A 21,082-nucleotide genomic window follows, 5' to 3' on the forward strand; every position below is an offset into this window, starting at 1 on the left:
GGAGAGTGCGATGAGTGAAACGTTGGCGCAGCAGTGGCACACGGTCTTCCACCTCGACGACCTGTGGGAAGGCGAGATGGAGTCCGTCGAGGTGGACGGCAAGTCGGTTCTGCTGATCAACCTCGACGGTGAGGTGTTGGCCTATCGGAACCGGTGCCCGCACCAGGATTGGCCGCTCAACGACGGCGACCTCGAGGACAACAAGCTCACCTGTGCCCAGCACCTGTGGGAGTTCGACGTCACCACCGGCAAGGGGATCAACCCGTCCACCTGCGCACTGCTCACGTACCAGTGCAAGGTCGACGGCGACGGCAACATCTCGGTGTGTGTCGGATGACCAGGTTCGTGCTGGTCGGTGGCGGGGTCGCTTCGGCGGCCACTGCTGCCGGCCTGCGGGAGGCGGGATTCGACGGCGAGATCGTGCTCGTCTCCGACGAATCCCATCTCCCGTACGAGCGCCCGCCGCTGTCCAAGGAGTTCCTCACCGGAACGTTCGCTCACACGGACTTCCGGGTGAATCAGGAGAGCTGGTACGCCGACAACGCCATCGAGTTGGAGCTCGGAACCCGGGCGACGGATCTGGACCCCGTCGCCCGCCGAGTGTCCCTTTCCGAGGGTCGATCACTCACGTACGACGCCCTGGTACTGGCCACCGGTGTCCGGGCGAGGACCCTTCCCGGCTTCGACGGCGAACGGGTGCACTTCCTGCGCACGATCGCGGACGCCGAGCGGCTCGGTCAGCGCCTCGCGCCCGGGCGCCACCTGGCGATCCTGGGTGCGGGGTTCATCGGCTGCGAGGTCGCCGCGGTCGCCGTGGCGCGCGGGCTGCGGGTGACGGTCTTCGATCCGGGTCCCGTGCCCCTCGGTCGTGCGCTCGGCGCCGAGATCGGCGGCGCGATGGGCGGCATCCACACCGAACGCGGCGTCGAGATCCGCACCGGCGAGGTGGTCTCCGCGATGATCGAGACCGCATCCGGGGTCCAATTGCGGACCAGCTCCGGCGAACTGTTCGAGTGCGATGATCTGCTGGTGGGTATCGGCTCGATACCCAACTCCGAGATCGCGGCGCAGGCCGGAATCGACGTGGACGGCGGAATCCTCACCGACGAGTACGGCCGCACCAGTGTGCCGCACGTGCACGCGATCGGGGACGTCGCCTCGCGGTTCCACCCGGTGCACGGCCGCAGACTCAGGGTCGAGCACCACGAGGTCGCGATGCGGCACGGTGCGAACACGGCCCGCAACCTTCTCGGTGCGTCCGAACCGTTCGCCGAGGAACACTTCTTCTGGTCCCACCAGTACGAGCACAACTTGCAGTCGGTGGGGCACTTCGCCGGTGGCGGCACTCGGGTGATCCGCGGGTCGATCGAGGAGCGGTCGTTCTCCGTGTTCTCCCTCGAGAACGGACGCATCCGTTCCGTCGTGGCCCTGGACCGGCCCCTCGACGTGCTGCACACGCGCAAACTGCTGGCCGTGCCGCACGAGGTCACCGCGGAACAGCTCGCCGACAAGGGCTTTCCACTCAAGAGCCTGCTTCCACGAAAGGCAGGCGCACGCCGATCGGAGGCGAGAACATGACGACACTGGCCGAAGCCACCGACATCGTCGTCCGGGAGCACCAGCTCCGGATCACCGAGTCCGACGCGTCGAAGGCGCTCGAACGGGTGACGGGTCAATCCGCCGCGCAGGCACGGGCGAAGTTGCGTTTCGGGCCCGGGATCGTCTGCGAGCAACTGGCGCGGATGCTGGACAAGGCGTTGATCCGGGCGAAGGAGCGTGGACTGGACGCCGGCACCCTGGTGCTCAGCGGCGGCAGCGCGGTGGCCGCCGAGGACATCGTGCGGGTACGGCGAAAGGCACACGGCGTCGCCGACTTCATCAACAGCCCGACCAGCGACGTGACGATCGTGTTGCGGCCCAAAGGGCTGGTGGCAGCGGCGTCGGTCGCCCCTCCTGCCGCGCCGCCGAGCGTGCCCCAAGGGCGGCAAAACGCGCCGGAAACAGCGGCGGAGCTCGCGGTTCGCGAGGCGCTGTACGACGTGATTGACCCCGATCTCGGCGTGAACATCGTCGACCTCGGGTTCGTGCGCCGAGTCGAGATCGCCGACGACGGACTCGCGACCATCACGATGACGCTCACGTCGGCGGCATGCCCGCTGACGGTGGTGATGGAGAGCCAGATCCGCACCGTGCTGTCCGAGATGGACACCGAGTACGTCGTGCAATGGGAATGGTTGCCAAGCTGGCGCCCCCACGACATCAGCGAAGACGGGCGCGACCAGCTACGAGCGATCGGGTTCACCGCATTCTGAGATTGACAATCCAATCCGACAAGGAGATCTGAAGATGGCAGTTCAGGACGAAGAGAAGATCGAGACATTGAACGCGCTGATGAAGGCGTTCAACGCGCACGATCTGGACGCGATCATGGAGTTCTTCACCGAGGACTGTTCCTTCGACACGTCGAAGGGACCCGAGCCGTGGGGGCAGCGTCTCACCGGCAAGGCGGCGGTGCGCGAGGGACTGGGCGCGCGGTTTGCCGGAATGCCCGACGTCCAGTACGACGCCGACCGGCACTGGGTCTCGGGCGACCTCGGCGTCTCCGAATGGCTCGTCACCGGCACGACGACCGACGGCAAGAAGGTGAGCGCGCGCGGATGCGACCACTGGGAGTTCCGGGACGACAAGATCGTCCGCAAGGACTCCTACTGGAAGATCGTCGACGCCCCCGCCTAGGACGGCACCGCCCTCGATACTCGCCCAGCCGCACAGCCGAATCGACTTCCTGTGCGGCTGGGCGTCCCACCGTGGGGCGGAGGCCGGTCGAAACGGGGCAGCGGGTACGGTGAGAGAAGATAAAGTATAGTTATGATGTTTAAGCTTGGGGTGGAGCCTCGGCGGACGCACCCTCCGGCTTCGTCAGACTCTCATCCGTCCTGAAGTGCGTTGGCGGGGATATGAATTCTGTGGAGAAAGATGTCTTCTCTATCGATCTCGGTCGGGTGCGGGACGACTCCGTCTCGAAGTTGGTCGACGGCGTCGTGCATCAACTGGAGATGACGATCGCGGTCGGCCTGCTGGCCGGCGGGGAACGGCTGCCCACCGAGGCCGAGCTGGCCGCCAAGCTTCAGGTTTCGACGGTCACGTTGCGGCAGGCTCTGACCGTTCTGAGGGACCGCGGTCTGATCGAAACCCGGCGCGGCCGCGGCGGCGGGAGCTACGTCCGCGACTTCGGCACCGCCGACCGCGAACGGGCGGACGCGCAACTTCGGACGACGAGTGCGGAGAAGTTGCGGGACCTCGGGGACTTGGTGGGGGCTTTGACCGGCGCGGCAACCCGCCTTGCGGCGCTGCGCGCACTGCCCGAGGACGTCGATCGGCTGGAGGATCTCGCGCGGAATTTCGCCGAGGCCACTCGTGCGGACGTTCGACGCCGCGCGGACAGCCGCTTCCACATCGAACTCGGTGCCGCAGCGCAGTCGTCGCATCTGACGACGTTGATCGTCCAGGCGCAGGCCCAGGTGGCCCCGTTGCTGTGGGATACCGATGCGCTGGATCCGCACGATGCGATCCGCGAGCACACGTTGATCGTCGAGGCCATCCGCAATCGTGATCCCGACGCCGCGCACCGCCATGCGCTGGATCATTGTGCACGCGAAACCCGCGTTCTGGTCGATCGTCACCTCGCGTTGGCGGCGACGTGACGAACGAGGACGGCCGTCGGCCCGCGCAGCTTCCGGATTTGGATCGGCTGACGGCAGAGATCACCGACTATCTGCGCGTGACGCTGGACAGCCTCACTCGGGTGCGTGCCGACATGCGCGAGTTGCTCGAACGCGTCGCGCGGGACGGGCGTCGACCGGCCCGCTCCGATCTCAGCGGAATCCGCGACAGTCTGCAGGCGTGTCTGCGGAACCCCGAGTACGCGGTGGATCGCATCGGCGTGGCCACCGCCGTGGACTACCTGACGGACAGCCCGTACTGGATGGAGTGGTGGGGCTACGACGACCACGGGGATCTCGAGTTCATCGGTCACAGCGTCAACCCCGGACAGGTCTCCTTCTACGACTACTCCCGCCGGGGCTGGTTCTCCATACCTCAGACCTGCGGCACTCCGGCCGTCATCGGACCGTACGTCGACTTCGGCGGTATCGACTCCTACAGCTACACGGTCACGATCTCGGTGCCGGTCATAGCGGCGGGCGGTTTCGCCGGCGTCGCGGGTGCCGATGTTCTGGCGCATCGGTTCGAGCGCTTCCTGTTCACGGGGGACCGGGACCGACTGCCCGTCGTTCTGGTGAATGCGGACTTGCGCGTCATCGCCTCGACGACGTCCGGGTACCTGCCCGGCGACCTTCTGCAACCGGACGACGTCACGTCGTGGGCCAGGTCGGAACTGGCCGCGGACCTCTTCCCGAACGGCAGAAGCTGGCAGTTGGTCTCGCCCCTGCCCTGAGTCGGCCCGTCGGATCCGTGGTTACCCGTGTCCGGTAGCCCCTGACCTGGCACTTCGCCATAGAACTTTAAAAAGTGAAAATATCTTCTATTGCTTATAGACTCGGCTTGTGCCACGATGATGTGGCGGGCGTCACAAGTCCAGCGGAGCGCGGGACTGCCGCCGGCGGTGGGAGCGTGGGCAATCGCCAAAGACGTTGTGACGCATGCAGCTTTGTGGATGTCCGCCGCCGTTGTCGGATTCCCAACTTCGAGGTCGAGCAAGTTGGCCTTCGCTGCAGCAGTCAACTTCACTACTTCGGCTTCAGGAGACATGCATGTACGACGTGATCGTCGTTGGTGGCGGTACAGCGGGAGTGGCCACGGCCTACTTTCTTCGAGACCTGAAATTGGATATCTGCGTGCTCGAGGCGACCGGTGAAGTGGGAGGTAGGTCGAACACGGTAGATCTCGCGGGGGCGAGTGCGAACTCCGGTGCGCTGTTCATCTACCGGAACACCCGGACCGAAGAACTTGCCACCGAACTCGCGCTCGACGTCGTACCGTTCGAACCCACCACGTACGGAATCCATGCCAACGGCAAGACGGTCGTCGCCGAGACCAACGAAGATCTCGTCGCGCGTCTCGATCTGACCGACTCCGAAAAGGCGGAGCTGAGCGAATTCATCGACAGTGCTCTGCTCGAATACAACGAGCACACGAGCAACGGTGTGCTGGACCAGGACGATCGGGGTCTGGCTACCGAGACGATCGCCGAACGGCTCAGCGGACTGCAACCCGGCGTGCGCCGGATCATCGATGCCGCTCTGCGCGGCGGGGCAGTAGGAGACCCGGCCAAGCTGTCGGCGAAGTACGCCCTCCGCTACTTCGCGAGCTATCTCGCGCGAGAGAAGCGCAACCGATCCTTCGCGCTCGACGGCATGCAGGCCATCCCCAGGGCGATGCACGGCCACCTGCCTCCGGACACCGTTCGATTCGACACCACGGTCACCGGTGTCGCGTTCAAGGAAGAGCAGGACGCCTACGAGGTCAGCTTCACCGGCCCGGAGGGAGCGGGAACGCTCCTGACCCGTCACGTCGTGTCGACGCTGCCCGCCCCGCTGGTTCCCACCGTCTTCGGTGATCTACCGACATGGAAGACGGACGCGCTCCACAGCTTCGACACTCCCGGCAGCACCACGCTCAATATCGTCGCCGACATCGACGGCCTGTCGGGCATCGAGGACTGGGCGTTCATCGTGACCGCCGGGATGCCGTTCGACGCGATCATCAATCCGACACCCGGCCGGGTAGGACCCAACTGGGCCGCGGGCAGAGTGCAATTCACCTGCTACGGAAATTCCACCGGGTTCCAGCCGGGATTCGCCGAGGACGAGGCCCGCGTCGCCGATTGGGTGGAGAGCTTCCTGACCGTTGCGCCGCAGCTCAGAGGAAGAATCACCGGCGTTCACGCCCGCACGTGGGAACACTGCTTTGCGCTACTCGGCCCCGATCGCGCCGCGAATCTGGCCGAACTCCAGCGATCGGTGGGCTCGATCCACTTCGCCGGGGACTACACGTCCGAGACCGCGGGGACCCATGGCGCGTACACGGAAGCAGAACGTGTCGCGTCCCTGATCCGGGCCTCCGTTGCCTCCTCGAACAATTGACCGACGCTCGCCGGCCCGACACCGACTTCAGAACACCATCACTGACGAGGAGCTCGTTATGACGACGATCAACCCCTTGGACGATGCGCCACTGTCCAGGTTCCACAAGAAGCTAGCGCTGTTCTCCTCTGGCGGACCGTTTCTCGACGGCTACGTCTTGTCGATCATCGGTGTCGCGATGGTGCAGTTCGCGGATCAGTGGAGCCTGTCGTCCGTCGAACAGGGCCTGGTCGGTGCCTCGTCACTGGTCGGAATCCTGCTGGGCGCCTACGCCGGTGGATGGTTGACCGACAAATTCGGGCGTGAGGTTCTGTTCACGATCGACCTGGTCGCCATCATCGTGTTCTCCGTGGCTCAATTCTTCGTCCAGGACGTCGTGTGGCTGATCATTCTGCGCCTGCTGATCGGTATGGCGGTAGGTGCGGACTACCCGATCGCCACCTCTCTGCTGACCGAGTTCACACCGCGCAAGTACCGGGGCCCGTTCCTCGGCGCCTTCGTCGCGATGTGGTTCGTCGGCGCCGCAGCCGCCTACGTCGTCGGAGAATTCCTGGCACGAACCGGACACGAAGATGCATGGCGTTGGATGCTGGCCAGCGCCGCAGTACCCGCGATTCTGATCGTCCTCGCCCGGGTCGGAACACCCGAATCCCCACGCTGGCTTGCGAACAAGGGAAGGATCGACGAAGCGAACGACGTGATGCGGAAGGTCTACGGACCCACCGTCAGCATCGCAGACCTCCCGATGGACGACGGCACCGACGTCAGTGTCAAGGACCTCCTCCGGTCCGGATACGGAAAGCGGATGGCCTTCATCACGCTGTTCTGGACGTGCTCGATCGTGCCGCTGTTCGCCGTGTACGCGTTCGCACCCGCCATCCTCGGGGCACTGAAGCTCGAAGGCGATGCAGCACACTTCGGATCGGCCGTGATCACGATCCTGTTCCTGGTCGGATGCGTCGTCGCGCTGCTTCTGGTCAACCGGATGGGCCGGCGGCCCCTGCTCATCCACAGCTTCCTGTGGTCCGGACTCGCCCTCCTGATCCTCGGACTGTTCCCCGAAGCACCGAGCGTGATCATCATGGCGCTGTTCGCGATCTACGCGGTGGTCATCGGCGGCAGTCAGATCCTGCAGTGGGTCTACCCGAACGAGCTGTTTCCCACCGAGATCCGGGGTTCCGCCGTGGGTATGGCCTCCTCGCTCAGTCGTATCGGCGCCGCGGTCGGAACGTTCCTGGTTCCGATGTCGCTCAGCGGTATCGGCATCGGCCCCACGATGCTCATCGCGGCCGCCATCACCCTCCTCGGCGCGGTCCTGTCGCAGGTCATGGCGCCCGAGACCCGCGGAATGGCACTGACGGAAAGCGCCGCACTGGGCACCACCACCCGCACGACGCTGTCCACCGCCTGATCCCAGCCGGCAGCACGGACACAGTTCGCAGGTACCCGGGCGCTCACCGAGCGTCCGGGTACCTCGCGGCTACGAGGGATGCGACGTTCCCGGACCCCCGACCAGCCGTCCCAGCGAGAGACCGACGTGTAACTCCAAGCGGTCCTGGCCGATCGACAGATCCAGCGTCGTGAGTTCCTGAATTCGACGCAGCCGGTAGTACAGCGTCTGCCGGTGAATGCTCAGCGCATCGGTCGTCGCGGCAATGTCGCCACCATTGTCGAAAAAGGTCTCCGCGGTGGCGAGAAGGTCTCTGTTCCGGTGCTCGAACAGTGCCCTGACCGCCGGGGTGATGGCCGCCTCTGCGACGAGTTCCGCGGATGCCAGTGCTGCCAGCCGATACACGCCGAGTCGATCCCAGTACGCCACCGGCCCTTTAGAGGGCTCGAGTGCGATGACGTCGAGGCACAGTCTTGCCTGCCGCCAGCTCTTCCCGGCATCGCGAAGGTCCGAATAGGTTCCCCCGACTCCGACGACGCTTCCCTCGGCGCAACAGCTGTCGACAGCCGATCGAAGGGTGGAAGACGATGAATCTCGGTGCGCTACGAACACTGCCGTGAGTCTTCCCATCGGCACGGCGGTGACGCCCGATCGTCGATCGATCGAGGCGTGGTCCGTTGCGAGCATCGTGAAGTCGGCGTCGTTCATCTCGCCCGACGCCCGGAGGTGCTCTGCGGCAGCCGAAGACCTGTCCGGATCGCCCTCCAGCAGGTCCGCAAATGCCCCTGCGAGGTGCCCATTTCCCGATGCGCCGGCGGCGAGCAGCGCACCCGCCTGAGCCGCGAGCGGCATCAGTTCTTCGAGTGCGCGGTCGGAGATCGATGTGTCGTCGCCCGGGAGGACGAACAAGAACCCGTACGTCCTTCCTCCGTGCCGGACGGGGAGGCAGATCCGTGCCTTCGAACCGGTGGTCCTGTTCGCCGGTGTTCGAACCGGCCTCGTGGCGTACGCGATTCCACAATCGACGATCCAGTTGCGGGTGTCTGCATCGGTCGCTTGCCTGACCACCGACTGTGCGTGATCTTCGGACACTTCGATCGACCGGGCGCTGTAGGCGATCATCTCGAAATCGCTGTCGAGCAGCACTACGGATGCTCCCAGGTGCCGGCGCGTGCGTGCCATGAAATCGTCGACGCTGGCAACGGCAACAGCCCGGCCGATCTGATTCATGACTAATATATTAACATGCGGCCAGTGGTCGATCATCCATATGTCTGACGTACACCTGCGGACTTCTGGCATCTGTCGATAGTCGCGGAGCGCCTCGGAGGTGTTGTATGGATCACATCCAAACACGGGACGTGATCATCGCAAGGGCGGGTGAGTTACTTCCGCCGAAAGTGATCGAAGTCGCTGGGCGAGTAGAAGCCTCGCTCGGCGGATGCGGGCAGAATGCTCCGCGTCCACGTGTGTCGAATCGATCGTGAGAGCTGCCGATGTCTGATTTGGATAAGAAACCGTCGCCCACACTGCAGAAGAGTCTGAAGCAACGTCACCTGACCATGATTGCTATCGGTGGCGTCATCGGCGCCGGACTGTTCGTCGGCTCCAGCGCACTGCTGAACTCATCGGGCCCCGCCGCAATCTTCTCCTACGCGATCACCGGTCTCGTGGTCATTCTCGTCATGCGCATGCTCGGCGAAATGGCCGTGGCAGACCCGTCGACGGGCTCCTTCGCCGGATACGCGCGTAAGGCGTTCGGAAACCGCGCGGGATTCACCACCGGGTGGTTGTACTGGTTCTTCTGGGTGGTCGTCGCCGGGGCCGAGGCCGTGATCGGCGGCAAACTCCTGCAGCGGTGGATAGATCTCCCCTCGTGGCCCATGGCGGCGGCGTTGCTTCTCGCCATGGTGGCGACCAACCTTCGGTCGGTGCGCAATTTCGGCGAGTTCGAGTACTGGTTCGCCGGCATCAAGGTCGCCGCGATCATCGCGTTCCTCGCCATCGGGGCGTGCTTCGTGGTGGGCCTGTGGCCGGGACACAGCGCCGACGTCTCCAACCTGACCGATCACGGGGGATTCGCACCGAACGGGTGGACCGTCGTACTCTCCGGTGTCGTCGTCGCGGTCTTCTCCATGGTCGGCCCCGAGATCGCCACGATCGCGGCGGCAGAGTCCGAAGAACCCGAGAAATCGGTTGCCAAGGCGGCGAACTCCGTGATCGGCCGTGTCGGAGTGTTCTATCTCGGCTCCGTCCTTCTCCTGGCGATCATCGTCCCCTGGACTTCCATCAAAGTTGGTCAGTCGCCCTTCGTCGACGCCCTGAACGTCATGGGTATTCCGGGCGGCCCGGACATCATGAACGCGGTGGTCCTGGTTGCGGTGCTGTCCTGCCTGAATTCGAGTCTCTACACCGCCTCGCGCATGATGTTCGTCCTGGCCAATCAGGGAGACGCACCGCGTTCGGTCGCTCGGGTGGACAAGAACGGAGTTCCCCGCGGGGCGCTGCTGGCCGCGCTGTGTGTTGGGCTGGGCTGCGTTGCGCTCGACTACTTCTCACCGACAACGGCGTTCGCGTTCATCGTCAACGCGTCGGGTGCCACGATCCTGATGGTCTACCTGATGATCGCGCTCTCCCAGATCAAGCTCCGTGCCGTGCTCGGCCGGGAGAAGGCCCGCGAACTCCGCTTCAAGATGTGGCTGTTCCCGTACCTCTCGATCCTCGGGGTCGTCGGTATCCTCGCGGTGTTGATCTCGATGTTCTTCGTCGAATCCACGCGAACACAGATCTCCCTCAGTCTGTGTGCCCTCGTCGTCACCCTGATCGCATACCAGGCTCGGCGCACGTTCGGCTCCGGGCGCACGCCGGCCGGTTCCGCCGACGGCCGAAACGTCGATCCGGAACGAGAATTCGACGCCGAGGCGTCGTACGCGGTGCCGGCAGACGCGGCGCCGAGCGACCGGTAGTCGCGCGAGTTCTCTGGGCCGGAGCACGCTGCTCCGGCCCAGAGGTATGCGCTGTCTGACGGTGTCTAGCCGGCTGCGTCCTCGGACGGTTCTTGCCGTCCGGGCCTCGGATGGCGGGAGGAAACGGTCAGACGTCGTGCGGCGCTTCCGGTTGCGGTGTTCGTTCGGGGCGGCTGCTGCGGCGTGCGGGCGGTCGAGAATCGGCGATCGGCCTCGGTCGCGCCGCCCCAGATCCCGTACGGCTCACGAACTGTCTGGGCGTAGGTGTGGCACTCGGTCACGACCGGGCAGGAGTGACAGATCTGGGTGACGAACTCTTCGCGGTAGCGCCGCGCCTGCCGTGTCTCGCCGTCGGGGGAGAAGAACAGGTCGGTGTCCATGTTCCGGCAGCGGGCATGCAACTGCCAGTCCCACATCTCCGTCGAGGGTGCGTAGGGGTGCGCTGTCAGAGACGCGCTCATGACTTCTCCGCTTCTATCCGGTCCTTCACGCTACCGGTGACCGTAGTCGGGATCACACTCGGCGTCAATAGATTCGATCTGTGATCACAAGTGGTATACGCTGGCAGTAACCGTCGGTGACCTCTCGCCGGCGATCTCGCCACAACTCGGAGGTCCCCGTGGGCAGGCCGAATACTCTCGTCTTGCGGGAGATGAAAACGACTCCACCGCACTGTTCTTCGTCGAGCCTGCTGGCGGACCGGGTATACGAGACCCTGCGTGGGCACATCGCGCAGGGGCACTGGGCGCCGGGGACGCAGCTGCGGATCAGGGAGGTCGCCGCACTGGTGGGCACCAGCGTGATGCCGGTCCGGGAGGCGTTCCGGCGACTCGAGCAGGCGGGTCTGATCGTCACGGAGCCCTACCGGGGAGCGTCGGTGCGGGAGTTGAGCATCGACGAACTCGAATACGTGTACGACGTGCGCATCATGCTCGAACCCGATGCCGCGCGCCGGGGCGCCGTCCTGGCCGACGACGCGGCCGTCGAGACGATGAGACAGCACTGGCGGCTGCTGGAGAACGCGGCCGTGCACGGCGACATCGCGGGAGCCGTCGCTCAGGACGAACTGCTGCTGTCGGCGTTGTTCTCCGCCGGAAACAACCCGGTGCTCACGGGGCTGATCCAGGGGATGTGGGATACCTGCCGCCCCTACAAGAACCTCTGGGTGCGCGACGCCGTCGGACACGGACTGTCCCGGTGGAGTTATCTCGCCGACATCGTCGCTGCGGTCGAAACCCGCGACGGCGACAGCGCATTCCGCATTCTCGAACACGTGTGCCGCACCTCCCGGTCCACCGTGCGGGGCATTCTCGATCCGCTGTCCATCTGAGTCTCCGAGCGCATCGACCGACCACCAGTAGATTTCATCGCGGGAACCCGGATCCGGAAGGAACGTGCCGCCCATACGGATGACCGTATGGGCGGCACGTCGTGGCAGGACTCGATCGGCACCGTCGACGTCGGTTCGTGGTGCCGATCGAATCAGCGACTGTGGTTGTGCATGACGTGCTTGGTGCGGGAGTAGTCGTCGAGGGCGTAGATCGACAGGTCGCGACCGTAACCGGAACCCTTGAATCCACCCCACGGGACCTCGTTGGCCAGCACCAGGTGTGAATTGACCCAGACCGTACCGGAATCCAGCCGTGCAGCGATGTCGTGGCTGCGGCGCGCGTTCTCGGTCCAGACCGAAGCGGACAGGCCGACGGGGACGTCGTTGGCGCGGCGCACGGCCTCGTCCTCGTCGGTGAACGTCTCGACGGTGACGACGGGTCCGAAGATCTCCTCACGGGAGCACTCGGCGCCGTCGGGGACGTCGACGAGCACCGTCGGTGCCACGAAGTAGCCGGTACCGGCCAGCGCCGTTCCGCCGATGGCGACGCGGATGCCCTGCTGGGCGGCGCGATCGAGGTATCCGACGACCCGATCGAAATGGGCCTTGGAGACGAGCGGTCCGATCTCGATGTCGTCGCCGGAGCCGGGTTCGCCGACGGCGAGTTCGCGGACCTGGGCGACGAAAAGTTCGACGAACTTGTCGGCGACCGACTCGTGGACCAGGACGCGGCACGCCGCGCCGCACTCCTGCCCGGAGTTCCAGAAGCTCGCGACCCGCAGCGACTCCGCTGCCTCCTCGAGATTGGCGTCGGCGAAGATCACGACCGGCGCCTTGCCGCCGAGTTCGAGGTGGACGCGCTTGAGGGTCTCGGCGGCACCGCGGGCGACGGCGCGGCCACTGCCCACCGACCCGGTGAGGGCGATCATGTCCACGTCCGGGTGCTCGGCGAGCCGGGCGCCGACGACCGAGCCGCGGCCGGTGACCACGTTCAGCACTCCGGCGGGCAGCAGGTCGGCGACGAGTTCGGCGAACTTCAGGGTCGTCAGCGGGGTCTGCTCCGACGGCTTGATCACGAGGGTGTTGCCGGCGGCGAGGATGGGTGCGATCTTCCATGCCGCCATCAGCAGGGGGTAGTTCCACGGGGTGACCACCCCGACCACTCCGAGGGGTTCGCGCAGGATCACCGACAGGTGGTTCTCGACGTAATCCCCGGCCGCCATGGACGTGGTCGCGCGCAGCGCGCCGGCCATGAAGCGGAAGGTGTCGATGGTGCCGTCGACGTCGTCACGGGAGACGGCCAGGGGCTTTCCGGCGTTCATCGATTCGAGTCGGGCGAGCAGGTCGGCGTTCGCGGCGAGCCGGTCGGCGATTCGGTGCAGAATCTCCGACCGCTCCTTGGGCACCACGCGTGCCCAGGCTTCCGCGGCCGCTGCGGCGGCGTTCACTGCGCGGTCGACGTCCTCGGTGGTGCCCTGCGGGATCTGAGCGATGACGTTCTCCGTGCTGGGGTCGATCACATCGAACACGTCGCCGGGAGCAGCTTGGTCGAACACGCCGTCGACGAAGTGCGAGGTCGGGGGAAGATCGGCCGTCGTGATCAGCGGCGCCGAGCCGGATGCACGGCGTACCGTCACGTCCTCGACGGGGGTTGAGATGGACATCAGAGGTACCTCCATGATCGTGGAACTCGAGCTGCAGGCCCGGTCCGTTGTGGATCCCGAGCCGATTACGGCGGGCATGAAACGTGCGGGTGTAATGGCGTGTGTTCGGGGATCGCCCGAGGTGGGTGGGCTGCTGCGGCACCTGCGTCTCACCACAGCCTAAAATGTAATCACAGATCACACAAGGGGGGATCCGAACGCCGGTTAATATGTGATCTGTGGTCATGTCCAAGCGCGCCGAGCCGACTCTTCTGACCGATCAGGTCTACTCGATGATTCACGAGTCGATAATGAACGGTGATCTGCCCGCCGGTGCCCGCCTGCGGGTGCGCGATCTCGCCGAGCAGGTGGGAACCAGCGTGATGCCGGTGCGTGAGGCGATCCGGCGGCTCGAGGAAGCCGGTCTGGCCGAACGCGTGCCCCACCGGGGAGCGGTGGTCAAGGGCCTGACCCTCGCCGAGTTGGTGCACGTCTACGACGTGCGTCGGTTGCTCGAGGTGGAGGCCGCCCGGCTCGGCGCGCAGCGGATCAGCGCCGAGGACTGCGACAGGATGCAGGCCGAGTTCACGCTGATGCGCGCCGCCGTCGACGAGGGGCGCGTGGTTGCCGTCCTCGACCACGACGAGGCCCTGTTGTCGATCCTGTACGAGGCCGCCGCGAATCCTGTTCTTCTGCAGACGATCCGCAACCTGTGGAACCACTGCCGGGCCTACAAGATCGTGGGCGCGCAGGGAAGCCTGGACTCCGGGGGAGACGACCCGCTGTGGCGATTCCAGGAGCGCCTCGTTGCTGCTGCCCGGGACCGCTCGGGTGAATCCGCGGCCGCGGTCAACGAGGAATCGCTCCTCGACGCGACCGACCGCATCAAGGCGCTCCTGGCGACAGAGCAGGCCGCGGCGGCAGACGCCGGATAGCGCCGCCCCACACCTCTACGCCGTCGGCACGAATCGCCGTCGAGCAGTGCACCCTCGGGCCGGAATGACTCCCGAGTAACCACGGCCGGAAGGTCGCGCCACCCGAGGTGGTGAGCCCGCGGCCGGGTGAACCGTCGTGCTGTCCGCTGTGTCATCGGTATGGAAGCACGACCGAGGGGTTGTGTGATCTGTGATTACATATTAGTGTTCTGTGACGAGACGCACATCACACCAGCGGGTGTGGCAAGTGGTGAATGAAGCCGGCTCGCCGGCACGGCCTCGCGTCGAGAATCACGTGTTCTCGAATTGCTTTGTGTCTCAACAGGAATCGAAACATCATCCGACCACCTCGATATCGCCACCGAGGAATGCCGCATCAGGGCCGGGTCGGCACAGAATGTCAACAAGGAGTCCGAGATGACGACGACCAACCCGTTGGACGACGCGCCACTGTCCACCTTTCACAAGAAGTTAGCGGTGTTCTCCTCCGGAGGGCCGTTCCTCGACGGCTACGCCCTCTCGATCATCGGTGTCGCGATGGTGCAGATCTCGGGCCAGTGGAACCTGTCGTCGGCCGAACAGGGCCTGATCGCCGCGTCCACGCTGATCGGCATCCTGCTCGGTGCCTTCGCCGGAGGTTGGCTGACCGACCGCTTCGGCCGGGAGGTCCTGTTCACCCTCGACCTGATCGCGATCATCGCCTGCTCGGTGGCGCAGTTCTTCGTAGAAGATGTCGTCTGGTTGATCGTGCTGAGGCTGCTCCTGGGCATGGCCGTGGGTGCGGACTACCCGATCGCCACCTCCCTGATGACAGAATTTGCGCCGCGTAAATACCGTGGTCCGTTGCTCGGTGCCTTCGTCACCATGTGGTTCGTCGGTGCGGCGGCGGCGTACGTCGTCGGCGAGGTCCTGGCGCGGACCGCCGGAGACGACGCGTGGCGTTGGATGCTCGCCAGTGCCGCATTGCCCGCAGTATTGATCTGCGTGGCCCGGGTCGGCACGCCGGAGTCGCCCAGGTGGCTGGTCAGCAAGGGGAAGATCGACAAGGCCAACGAAGTGCTGCGCAAGGTCTACGGTCCCGGTGTCACCGTCGCCGACCTTCCCGCGGACGAAGAGACCAACGTCGGCGTCAAGGAACTCCTGCGCTCCGGCTACGGCAAGCGGATGGCCTTCATCACCCTCTTCTGGACCTGCTCGGTGGTCCCGCTGTTCGCCGTCTACGCCTTTGCCCCGGCCATCCTCGGTGCCCTCGAACTCGAGGGCGACGCCGCACACATCGGATCCGCCGCCATCACCATTCTGTTCATGGTCGGTTGCATCGTCGCGCTGCTGCTGGTCAATCGGATGGGCCGGCGCCCGCTGCTGATCCACAGTTTCGTGTGGTCGGGTCTCGCCCTGCTGCTGCTGGGAATTTTCCCCGGCGCGCCGAGCGCGATCATCATGGTTCTCTTCGCTGCCTACGCAGTCCTCATCGGCGGCTCCCAGATCCTGCAGTGGGTGTACCCGAACGAGCTGTTCCCCACCGAAGTCCGCGGTTCCGCAGTGGGATTGGCGTCCTCGCTCAGCCGCATCGGCGCTGCGATCGGCACGTTCCTGGTGCCGCTGTCCCTCAGTAGCCTCGGCATCGGCGTCACCATGCTGATCGCCGCCGGCGTCACCCTCTTCGGTGCCGTGATCTCCCAGATGTGGGCACCCGAGACCCGGGGGCTGTCCCTCTCCGAGAGCGCCGGGCTCGGCCAGACGGCCACGTCGCCCGCCCCCGCGGAAACCATCTCCGTGTAACAGAACCCCAGGCGTCATGCGAGAACCGTGTCCTTCGCTCGGAAGGACACGGTTCTCGTGCGTCCCATGGCCGGTTCGACGCGCCACCACTCCGACGCCCGGCCGGCAGTCAGTGGGTGTCGATCGCGCCGGCTTCGTGCTTGCGCCGGCGAACTCCCAGCGCGCTCGGGCCTCGCGACGAGTGACGTCGACCGCTGACGCGCACCGACGCATGATTCCGCGGTCGTTCGTCTGGGACGGTGCTGTCGGATGTCGCCGGTGCCGGAGGGGTACTTTCGTCGGCCTTCCCGGGCTCACGCGTTGCGACCCAGCACACCGTTGCGCCGAGGCACACGATGGCGGTGCCGACCCAGAAGGTGACTCCGAGCGCGGTAGCCAACATCAGCGAAGAGAACGCAGCCGACAGTACCGGCGTGAAGTAGGAAGCGGCAGCGAGCAGGGTCATGTTTCCGTGAAGAATGCCCACATTCCACAGGGCATAGCCGAAACCGATGGCACATGCCGCCACCAGCGTGGCTACCACCCCGGTCACCGTCAGGCGGAGGGGTTCGGTGTCGCTGAACAGGTACAGCACCCAGAACGATGCTGCGGTGAGCATGAAGAACGGAGTAATCCCGTTGTTGCCCTTGGCGAACAGCTTGGTCACGGTGCAGTATGCGGACCAGATGACGGCACCCAGGAGTGCGAGAGCGTAACTCAGGGGATTCGCGCGGATGTTCTCGATGGTTCCGGGCAGGTCGAGTCCGGCGTCACCGCCGAGGACCAGGGCGATCCCGGCAATGGACAATCCGATGCCGGGAATGAACAGGATCGAGGATCTCTGACCGGTGAACAGGATGGCGAACAGGACTGTCAGGCACGGCCACAGGTAGTTCACGATGCCGACCTCGATCGCCTGGCGCGGGTCGGTCGCCAGTCCGATCGCGAGAGCGAAGCACACTTCGTAAGCGGCGAACATCAGCGCACCGGTCAGCAGATAGATGCGGTTGAATTCGCGAAGTGTGGGCCACCCGACGGTGAGGAACAACAAAACGGAGCAGCACGTGTAGATCATGGCCGCGCCGCCGAGGGCGCCGAGGCTCTCGGTCACCAGTCGGATCATGCCGACCATGGTGCTCCACAACACAATTGCTGCCAGGCCGGCCAGGGTTGCGTTCCGGCCAGTCATCGCCACTTTTGCCAAGATGATCCTCCTTCGTGCTGAGCTCAGGGATTGTCGAACCCGAACACCGTGACGTGCAGGCGAGGAGGGAGGTCGTCCCGCGGCACGCCTGAGAGGTCTGTGGATCGAGTTGTCGTGGGCACCACGAATCGGCGTACATCGGCGCGAGGGAACCCGACCGTTACGCGATTCTTACCTAAATGTAATCTGTGATCACAAAGTTGGCAAGTGATGTGCGCCGCAGGGGTCGGTAGGCGTGCAACGAGCAGGAATGATCAGCGGTGGCCATCACGGGAACGCCGTGTGGCCCGCTCGGGAGCGGGCCACACGGAACTCTCGGTCGGACTCAGAAGTCGGGGTAGTAGCTCGGACGCGGTGCCGTGGTCCGAATGTCGGGAAGCTCCATGTTCCGCTTGTCCTCCTCGTCATCGACCCAGCAGTCGGCGATCTCGTCGGTGGTCGCGAACCAGACACCGTCGTGGGACACCATGTGCTCGATCAGCTTCTGGTACCACATCATGTGATGGGCCTGGCCGACGATCTGCGGATGCACACACGAGACGAACGCGGCACCCTCGACGTTCTGATAGCCGTAGTCGAAGATATCGCGCCAGCGTTCGAAGACGGTACGACTGTCCTGCTGGCCGGCCTGTACTCCGGTGATGCAAGCGAGTGGCGGGAAGTCGTCGAGGTACCAGCTGACCGGCAGTTCGAGGACATGGCTCGCCTTGCCGGGCTTGTACTTCGTCGTCACTCGAACGCTGGGGATCAACACCGACCCGTTTCGTGATCTCCGGGTCGGGTCGGGCGAGGGGCTCGGCGGGGCGGCGCGTGAGACCGGGCACCCCATTCGTTCGCTGAACTACGAGGAAGATCGCAACCTTCGCGCCGCGAAGCGCGAGGAGACACGTGGCGAGGGAATCAACTCCGCACTGGCGGTCCCCGTCCGCGACGGCGGCAACGTCGAGGCGGTGCTCTACGTCGCGAGCCGGCGGCCGCGCGCGTACAGCGAAGACGACGAGCGGGTACTGGCGGACTTCGCGAACGCGGCACTGCGGGGTCTGGACCGGTCCAATCTGGGCGAGAGCCGGCGGGGGTCGTTCGAGACCTGGAACGCGCCCGGCTCGCGCAATCACTCCACGACGATCTGGTACGTCGGTTGGCCCAGATCGGTTCGCAGCAGAGGAACTCGAATACCAGTCGACCGGTGACAGCCGTCTTGTAGGTGGCGGCTGCCCTTTCCTTTTCCGAATCGGCGGTGACCAGGGTGGCGTCGATCTCATGGTCGGAAGCCTGTTCACCGGCGGCGTTCCAGGCGATCCGTCGGGCTGTCGAACGCGCGGAGTTGATTGCCGCCAACGCTTTCGGAACGTCAGCGGCCACTGCGGCAATCAGTCTCGAGACGGTGGGGTCGGACGCCACCCGGCCGAAGACTTCGGGTTCGGTCGTCGGTTTACGCCACGGCTCGAGCGCACTCGACAACGCGGTCGTCAGACCAGTCTTCTCTGCGGTACGTAGCAACAACACCGCCCCGGCGTGCGACACGACACCAGTTCCGGCGGGGTCAACGGACAGCGACGGGTACCACGAAGTAGACTTGCCCACCAGAAAGACATCCCATGTTGCTAGGAAGTCAAGTGGCATCCTCTTTTTGGGTTGTCAAACCCGCCTTGGCGGGAGTAGTCCAGGCAATGTGTTCGTCGTAGACACACTCCAATGCGAGGCATCCGTGCAAGATGCCCACGAATCGGTTGGCCAGGTCGCGTAGTGCAGCGTTGTGTTCGACGCCGCGGTGCCGTTGCGTGTCGTAGTAGGCGCGAGCTCCGGGTGAGACCCTGATAGCGGTGAAGGCCTGACGGGTCAGCGCATCGAGAAGTCTGTCGTTGTGGACGTAGCGGCGCGAGACGGCAGACTTCTTGCCTGATGCTCTGGTGATGGGGCTGGTCCCAGCAAAGTTCCTGCGGGCCTTGCCTGTGAGATAGCGACCGGGTGCGTCACCGAACTCGGCGAGCACGCGCGCCCCGACAACTGATCCCATGCCGGGCAGGGACGCGATGATCGCCGCCTGGGGTGGCTTTCGAAGGCCGTGGTGACCTGTTCGTTGAGAAGTTCGATGTGGGTATCGATGGTGGCGATCACGGCCAACGTCGCGACCGTGGCGGCGGCGTGGGCGGCTTCGAGTGCGCCGGGTTGGGTCAGTCGTCCCGGGGCGCGGAGTGCGGTGCGGATCTTCGTTTGCACGTTCGTCGATCGTCCGCCGATGGGCTCGTTTGAGTGCGGCTTTGATCTGAGTGAGGGTCAATGCGGCGGCTCGCGACGGAGTGGGGGGCCTTGGTCAACAGTCCGACACATTCCGGTGACGCCAGGTCGCCGAAGGTGTCGACTGCCGCCCGGGAAATATTGGATTAGATTGTACCGCAGCCTGTTCAAGTGGCGGTTGCGTTCCCAGATGAGGGCCTTGTGAGTACGGGCAAGTATCTTCGAGGCCCTCGACCTCGACGGAGTCTTCGGCCACCGGGCGCAACTGCCGACGGTCGCGACCAAAATGATGAGTGCTCAGCCGGCGTTTCGAGCAGGTAGCCGGTCGGCACGACATCCCATCAGCGATCAGGCGACGGCAGTCGACGAGGGCACGGTCATTCTGTAGGACTCCCCGTCACCGAGGGTCCAGGTGCTCCGTGTGCTCACCCGTCAACTGCTGCCCCGCGAGAATCCCTGTACGAGGGGTTCCCACGACTCATTAGGTGCTCCTCGAATGCAGTGAATATCGGCCCTCAGCAAGCCATATTCTCCCAGTTCAGAGCACCTTTCTTCGTGATCAACACGCGGCCGCGGCATGACCAGCGTGAAAGCCCGAGGTTAGCTGGGGCGATCGCTGTCCCACTTCTCCGATCACCGCGTCGGCGTGCAGTACGCAGTCGGGTGAAGTAGAGGTCGTTGACCTCTTCTCCGATTCATTTGGCGATTCCAGGACGGTCATTTCTGTTCCATCAATTCTCGACGGGTCTGGCACTCCTGTGCCGACCTTGGGGGGTCGGTACAGGAGACTGTGATCTGACCGGATGTCGTTGTGTGAGTGGCTTTGTCTCGCTCACCGTGAACTACTTCGGAAAACACGTCGTCCCGGCCACGGAAAGGCCGGGACGACGTGCCAGAGGCCGGAAGTTGGCCCCCCGATCAGGTGGTCACACGCAGGGAGAACCGAAAACCTGCGGCGTGCTTCCATTGAACTCGTCAGGTCTTGTGAGACTTGTCGCTGCTGTCAGATATGGAAGTGAGTGCAGTCGGTAATTTTTAGCGTTCCGAGCCGTTCTCATCCGACGCTGTTACTTCTGATGTGGGCGCGGGACAGGGGTGTTGGCCGTGTTCCTGCGGCAAACATCATCAATCCTCAGGCAGCGAAGAAGATGTCGGGATGCGGTGTTGACGCCAGTGTCGCGTCAGCTCTTCCGCTTTCGGATGAGTTGGGTGGACTCGAGGGCTTTCTCTCGCTTCTCCGCCCGGCGCTCCTTGAGGGCACGTGCGGACTGTTTCGAACTCTTGACGGCGGACTTGTCGGCCATTGTCGGTCCTTTCCGAATCGGCAACCGCGAACTGACCTCGACCATACCCAACAAAAGAAATAAGTCCAGTTCAGCGGCCGAAATGCGAGGCGACTCGGTGATGCTGGGTCGTGACGAGGGGTCGGGTGGTGCCTCGGGGCGGGGCGGTTCCCCGATCCGAGATGCGCTACGCCCCCTTTCGTCCGGTCCGGTCGTCGTGAAACACCA

20 protein-coding genes and 1 pseudogene are annotated in these 21,082 nt (G+C 64.8%); 13 read left to right on the forward strand and 8 right to left on the reverse strand.

Annotated features, from left to right (window positions below; all coding sequences use genetic code 11):
- Positions 1-10 precede the first annotated feature (10 nt).
- The 8 genes from ACFU5V_RS10300 (at position 11) to ACFU5V_RS10335 (ending at position 7,515) form a co-directional block, all read left to right on the forward strand.
- Complete coding sequence (locus tag ACFU5V_RS10300; protein ID WP_378698878.1) at positions 11-337, forward strand: Rieske (2Fe-2S) protein; 327 nt, start codon at positions 11-13, stop codon at positions 335-337.
- Entirely contained in the window at positions 334-1,578 is a 1,245-nt protein-coding gene (locus ACFU5V_RS10305) for an NAD(P)/FAD-dependent oxidoreductase (RefSeq protein ID WP_378698880.1), read from the forward strand. Before ACFU5V_RS10300 ends, ACFU5V_RS10305 begins: the two co-directional genes overlap by 4 nt.
- The gene (locus tag ACFU5V_RS10310; protein ID WP_378698882.1) at positions 1,575-2,312 is read left to right on the forward strand and encodes an iron-sulfur cluster assembly protein; all 738 of its coding nucleotides are present in this window, start codon (positions 1,575-1,577) and stop codon (positions 2,310-2,312) included. Before ACFU5V_RS10305 ends, ACFU5V_RS10310 begins: the two co-directional genes overlap by 4 nt.
- Positions 2,313-2,346: 34 nt before the next feature.
- A complete protein-coding gene (locus ACFU5V_RS10315) occupies positions 2,347-2,736 on the forward strand; it encodes a nuclear transport factor 2 family protein (RefSeq protein ID WP_378439321.1) in 390 nt (129 codons plus the stop codon).
- Between the two features lie 290 nt (positions 2,737-3,026).
- Positions 3,027-3,704 carry a FadR/GntR family transcriptional regulator gene (locus ACFU5V_RS10320; RefSeq protein WP_378698884.1) on the forward strand — a complete coding sequence of 226 codons (678 nt, stop codon included), beginning with the start codon at positions 3,027-3,029 and terminating at the stop codon, positions 3,702-3,704.
- The gene (locus ACFU5V_RS10325) at positions 3,701-4,456 is read left to right on the forward strand and encodes a hypothetical protein (RefSeq protein WP_378440934.1); all 756 of its coding nucleotides are present in this window, start codon (positions 3,701-3,703) and stop codon (positions 4,454-4,456) included. The genes ACFU5V_RS10320 and ACFU5V_RS10325 overlap by 4 nt, the downstream gene beginning before the upstream one ends.
- Positions 4,457-4,772: 316 nt before the next feature.
- On the forward strand, positions 4,773-6,104 hold the full coding sequence (locus ACFU5V_RS10330; protein ID WP_378698886.1) for a flavin monoamine oxidase family protein: 1,332 nt from the start codon (positions 4,773-4,775) through the stop codon (positions 6,102-6,104).
- 58 nt (positions 6,105-6,162) lie between these two features.
- Positions 6,163-7,515 (forward strand): MFS transporter, encoded by a 1,353-nt coding sequence (locus ACFU5V_RS10335; RefSeq protein WP_378698887.1) that lies wholly within the window; start codon positions 6,163-6,165, stop codon positions 7,513-7,515.
- Positions 7,516-7,584: 69 nt separating this feature from the next.
- On the opposite strand, the gene ACFU5V_RS10340 is transcribed toward ACFU5V_RS10335, so the two are convergent.
- Positions 7,585-8,724, reverse strand: a complete 1,140-nt coding sequence (locus tag ACFU5V_RS10340; RefSeq protein ID WP_378698889.1) for a PucR family transcriptional regulator — start codon at positions 8,722-8,724, stop codon at positions 7,585-7,587.
- A gap of 266 nt (positions 8,725-8,990) precedes the next feature.
- Here ACFU5V_RS10340 and ACFU5V_RS10345 point away from each other — a divergent pair, with 266 nt between their 5' ends.
- Positions 8,991-10,460, forward strand: coding sequence for an amino acid permease (locus tag ACFU5V_RS10345; protein WP_378698891.1), 1,470 nt, complete (start codon positions 8,991-8,993; stop codon positions 10,458-10,460).
- A 65-nt stretch (positions 10,461-10,525) separates the two neighbouring features.
- Here the strand turns inward: ACFU5V_RS10345 and ACFU5V_RS10350 are convergent, their stop codons facing one another.
- Positions 10,526-10,921 (reverse strand): WhiB family transcriptional regulator, encoded by a 396-nt coding sequence (locus ACFU5V_RS10350; RefSeq protein WP_378442607.1) that lies wholly within the window; start codon positions 10,919-10,921, stop codon positions 10,526-10,528.
- A gap of 191 nt (positions 10,922-11,112) precedes the next feature.
- On the opposite strand from ACFU5V_RS10350, the gene ACFU5V_RS10355 reads away from it, so the two are divergent.
- Positions 11,113-11,790, forward strand: a complete 678-nt coding sequence (locus ACFU5V_RS10355) for a GntR family transcriptional regulator (RefSeq protein ID WP_378698893.1) — start codon at positions 11,113-11,115, stop codon at positions 11,788-11,790.
- Between the two features lie 152 nt (positions 11,791-11,942).
- On the opposite strand, the gene ACFU5V_RS10360 is transcribed toward ACFU5V_RS10355, so the two are convergent.
- Positions 11,943-13,454: an aminobutyraldehyde dehydrogenase gene (locus ACFU5V_RS10360; protein ID WP_378698895.1), complete on the reverse strand. Its 1,512-nt coding sequence runs from the start codon at positions 13,452-13,454 to the stop codon at positions 11,943-11,945.
- Positions 13,455-13,678: 224 nt separating this feature from the next.
- On the opposite strand from ACFU5V_RS10360, the gene ACFU5V_RS10365 reads away from it, so the two are divergent.
- Positions 13,679-14,368, forward strand: a complete 690-nt coding sequence (locus ACFU5V_RS10365; RefSeq protein ID WP_378442333.1) for a GntR family transcriptional regulator — start codon at positions 13,679-13,681, stop codon at positions 14,366-14,368.
- 417 nt (positions 14,369-14,785) lie between these two features.
- A complete protein-coding gene (locus ACFU5V_RS10370) occupies positions 14,786-16,150 on the forward strand; it encodes an MFS transporter (RefSeq protein ID WP_378698897.1) in 1,365 nt (454 codons plus the stop codon).
- A 109-nt stretch (positions 16,151-16,259) separates the two neighbouring features.
- On the opposite strand, the gene yddG is transcribed toward ACFU5V_RS10370, so the two are convergent.
- Together yddG and ACFU5V_RS10380 are read right to left on the reverse strand one after the other, a co-directional pair.
- On the reverse strand, positions 16,260-17,318 hold the full coding sequence (gene yddG / locus ACFU5V_RS10375; protein WP_378699087.1) for an aromatic amino acid DMT transporter YddG: 1,059 nt from the start codon (positions 17,316-17,318) through the stop codon (positions 16,260-16,262).
- Positions 17,319-17,658: 340 nt separating this feature from the next.
- On the reverse strand, positions 17,659-18,066 hold the full coding sequence (locus ACFU5V_RS10380) for a hypothetical protein (RefSeq protein WP_378698899.1): 408 nt from the start codon (positions 18,064-18,066) through the stop codon (positions 17,659-17,661).
- Here ACFU5V_RS10380 and ACFU5V_RS10385 point away from each other — a divergent pair.
- Positions 18,041-18,523 (forward strand): GAF domain-containing protein, encoded by a 483-nt coding sequence (locus ACFU5V_RS10385; RefSeq protein ID WP_378698901.1) that lies wholly within the window; start codon positions 18,041-18,043, stop codon positions 18,521-18,523. The genes ACFU5V_RS10380 and ACFU5V_RS10385 overlap by 26 nt on opposite strands.
- Before the next feature lie 7 nt (positions 18,524-18,530).
- On the opposite strand, the pseudogene ACFU5V_RS10390 reads toward ACFU5V_RS10385, so the two are convergent.
- The 3 genes and pseudogenes from ACFU5V_RS10390 to ACFU5V_RS10400 all read right to left on the reverse strand — a co-directional run.
- Positions 18,531-18,917 (reverse strand): annotated as a pseudogene (locus ACFU5V_RS10390) (IS1380 family transposase); the annotation flags it as partial.
- 28 nt (positions 18,918-18,945) lie between these two features.
- Positions 18,946-19,614: an IS110 family transposase gene (locus ACFU5V_RS10395; RefSeq protein WP_378698903.1), complete on the reverse strand. Its 669-nt coding sequence runs from the start codon at positions 19,612-19,614 to the stop codon at positions 18,946-18,948.
- 1,138 nt (positions 19,615-20,752) lie between these two features.
- Complete coding sequence (locus ACFU5V_RS10400; RefSeq protein WP_009476095.1) at positions 20,753-20,875, reverse strand: hypothetical protein; 123 nt, start codon at positions 20,873-20,875, stop codon at positions 20,753-20,755.
- Between the last annotated feature and the right edge of the window lie 207 nt (positions 20,876-21,082).

The organism is Rhodococcus sp. NPDC057529 (genome assembly GCF_042802055.1).
Classification (GTDB): domain Bacteria; phylum Actinomycetota; class Actinomycetes; order Mycobacteriales; family Mycobacteriaceae; genus Rhodococcus_F.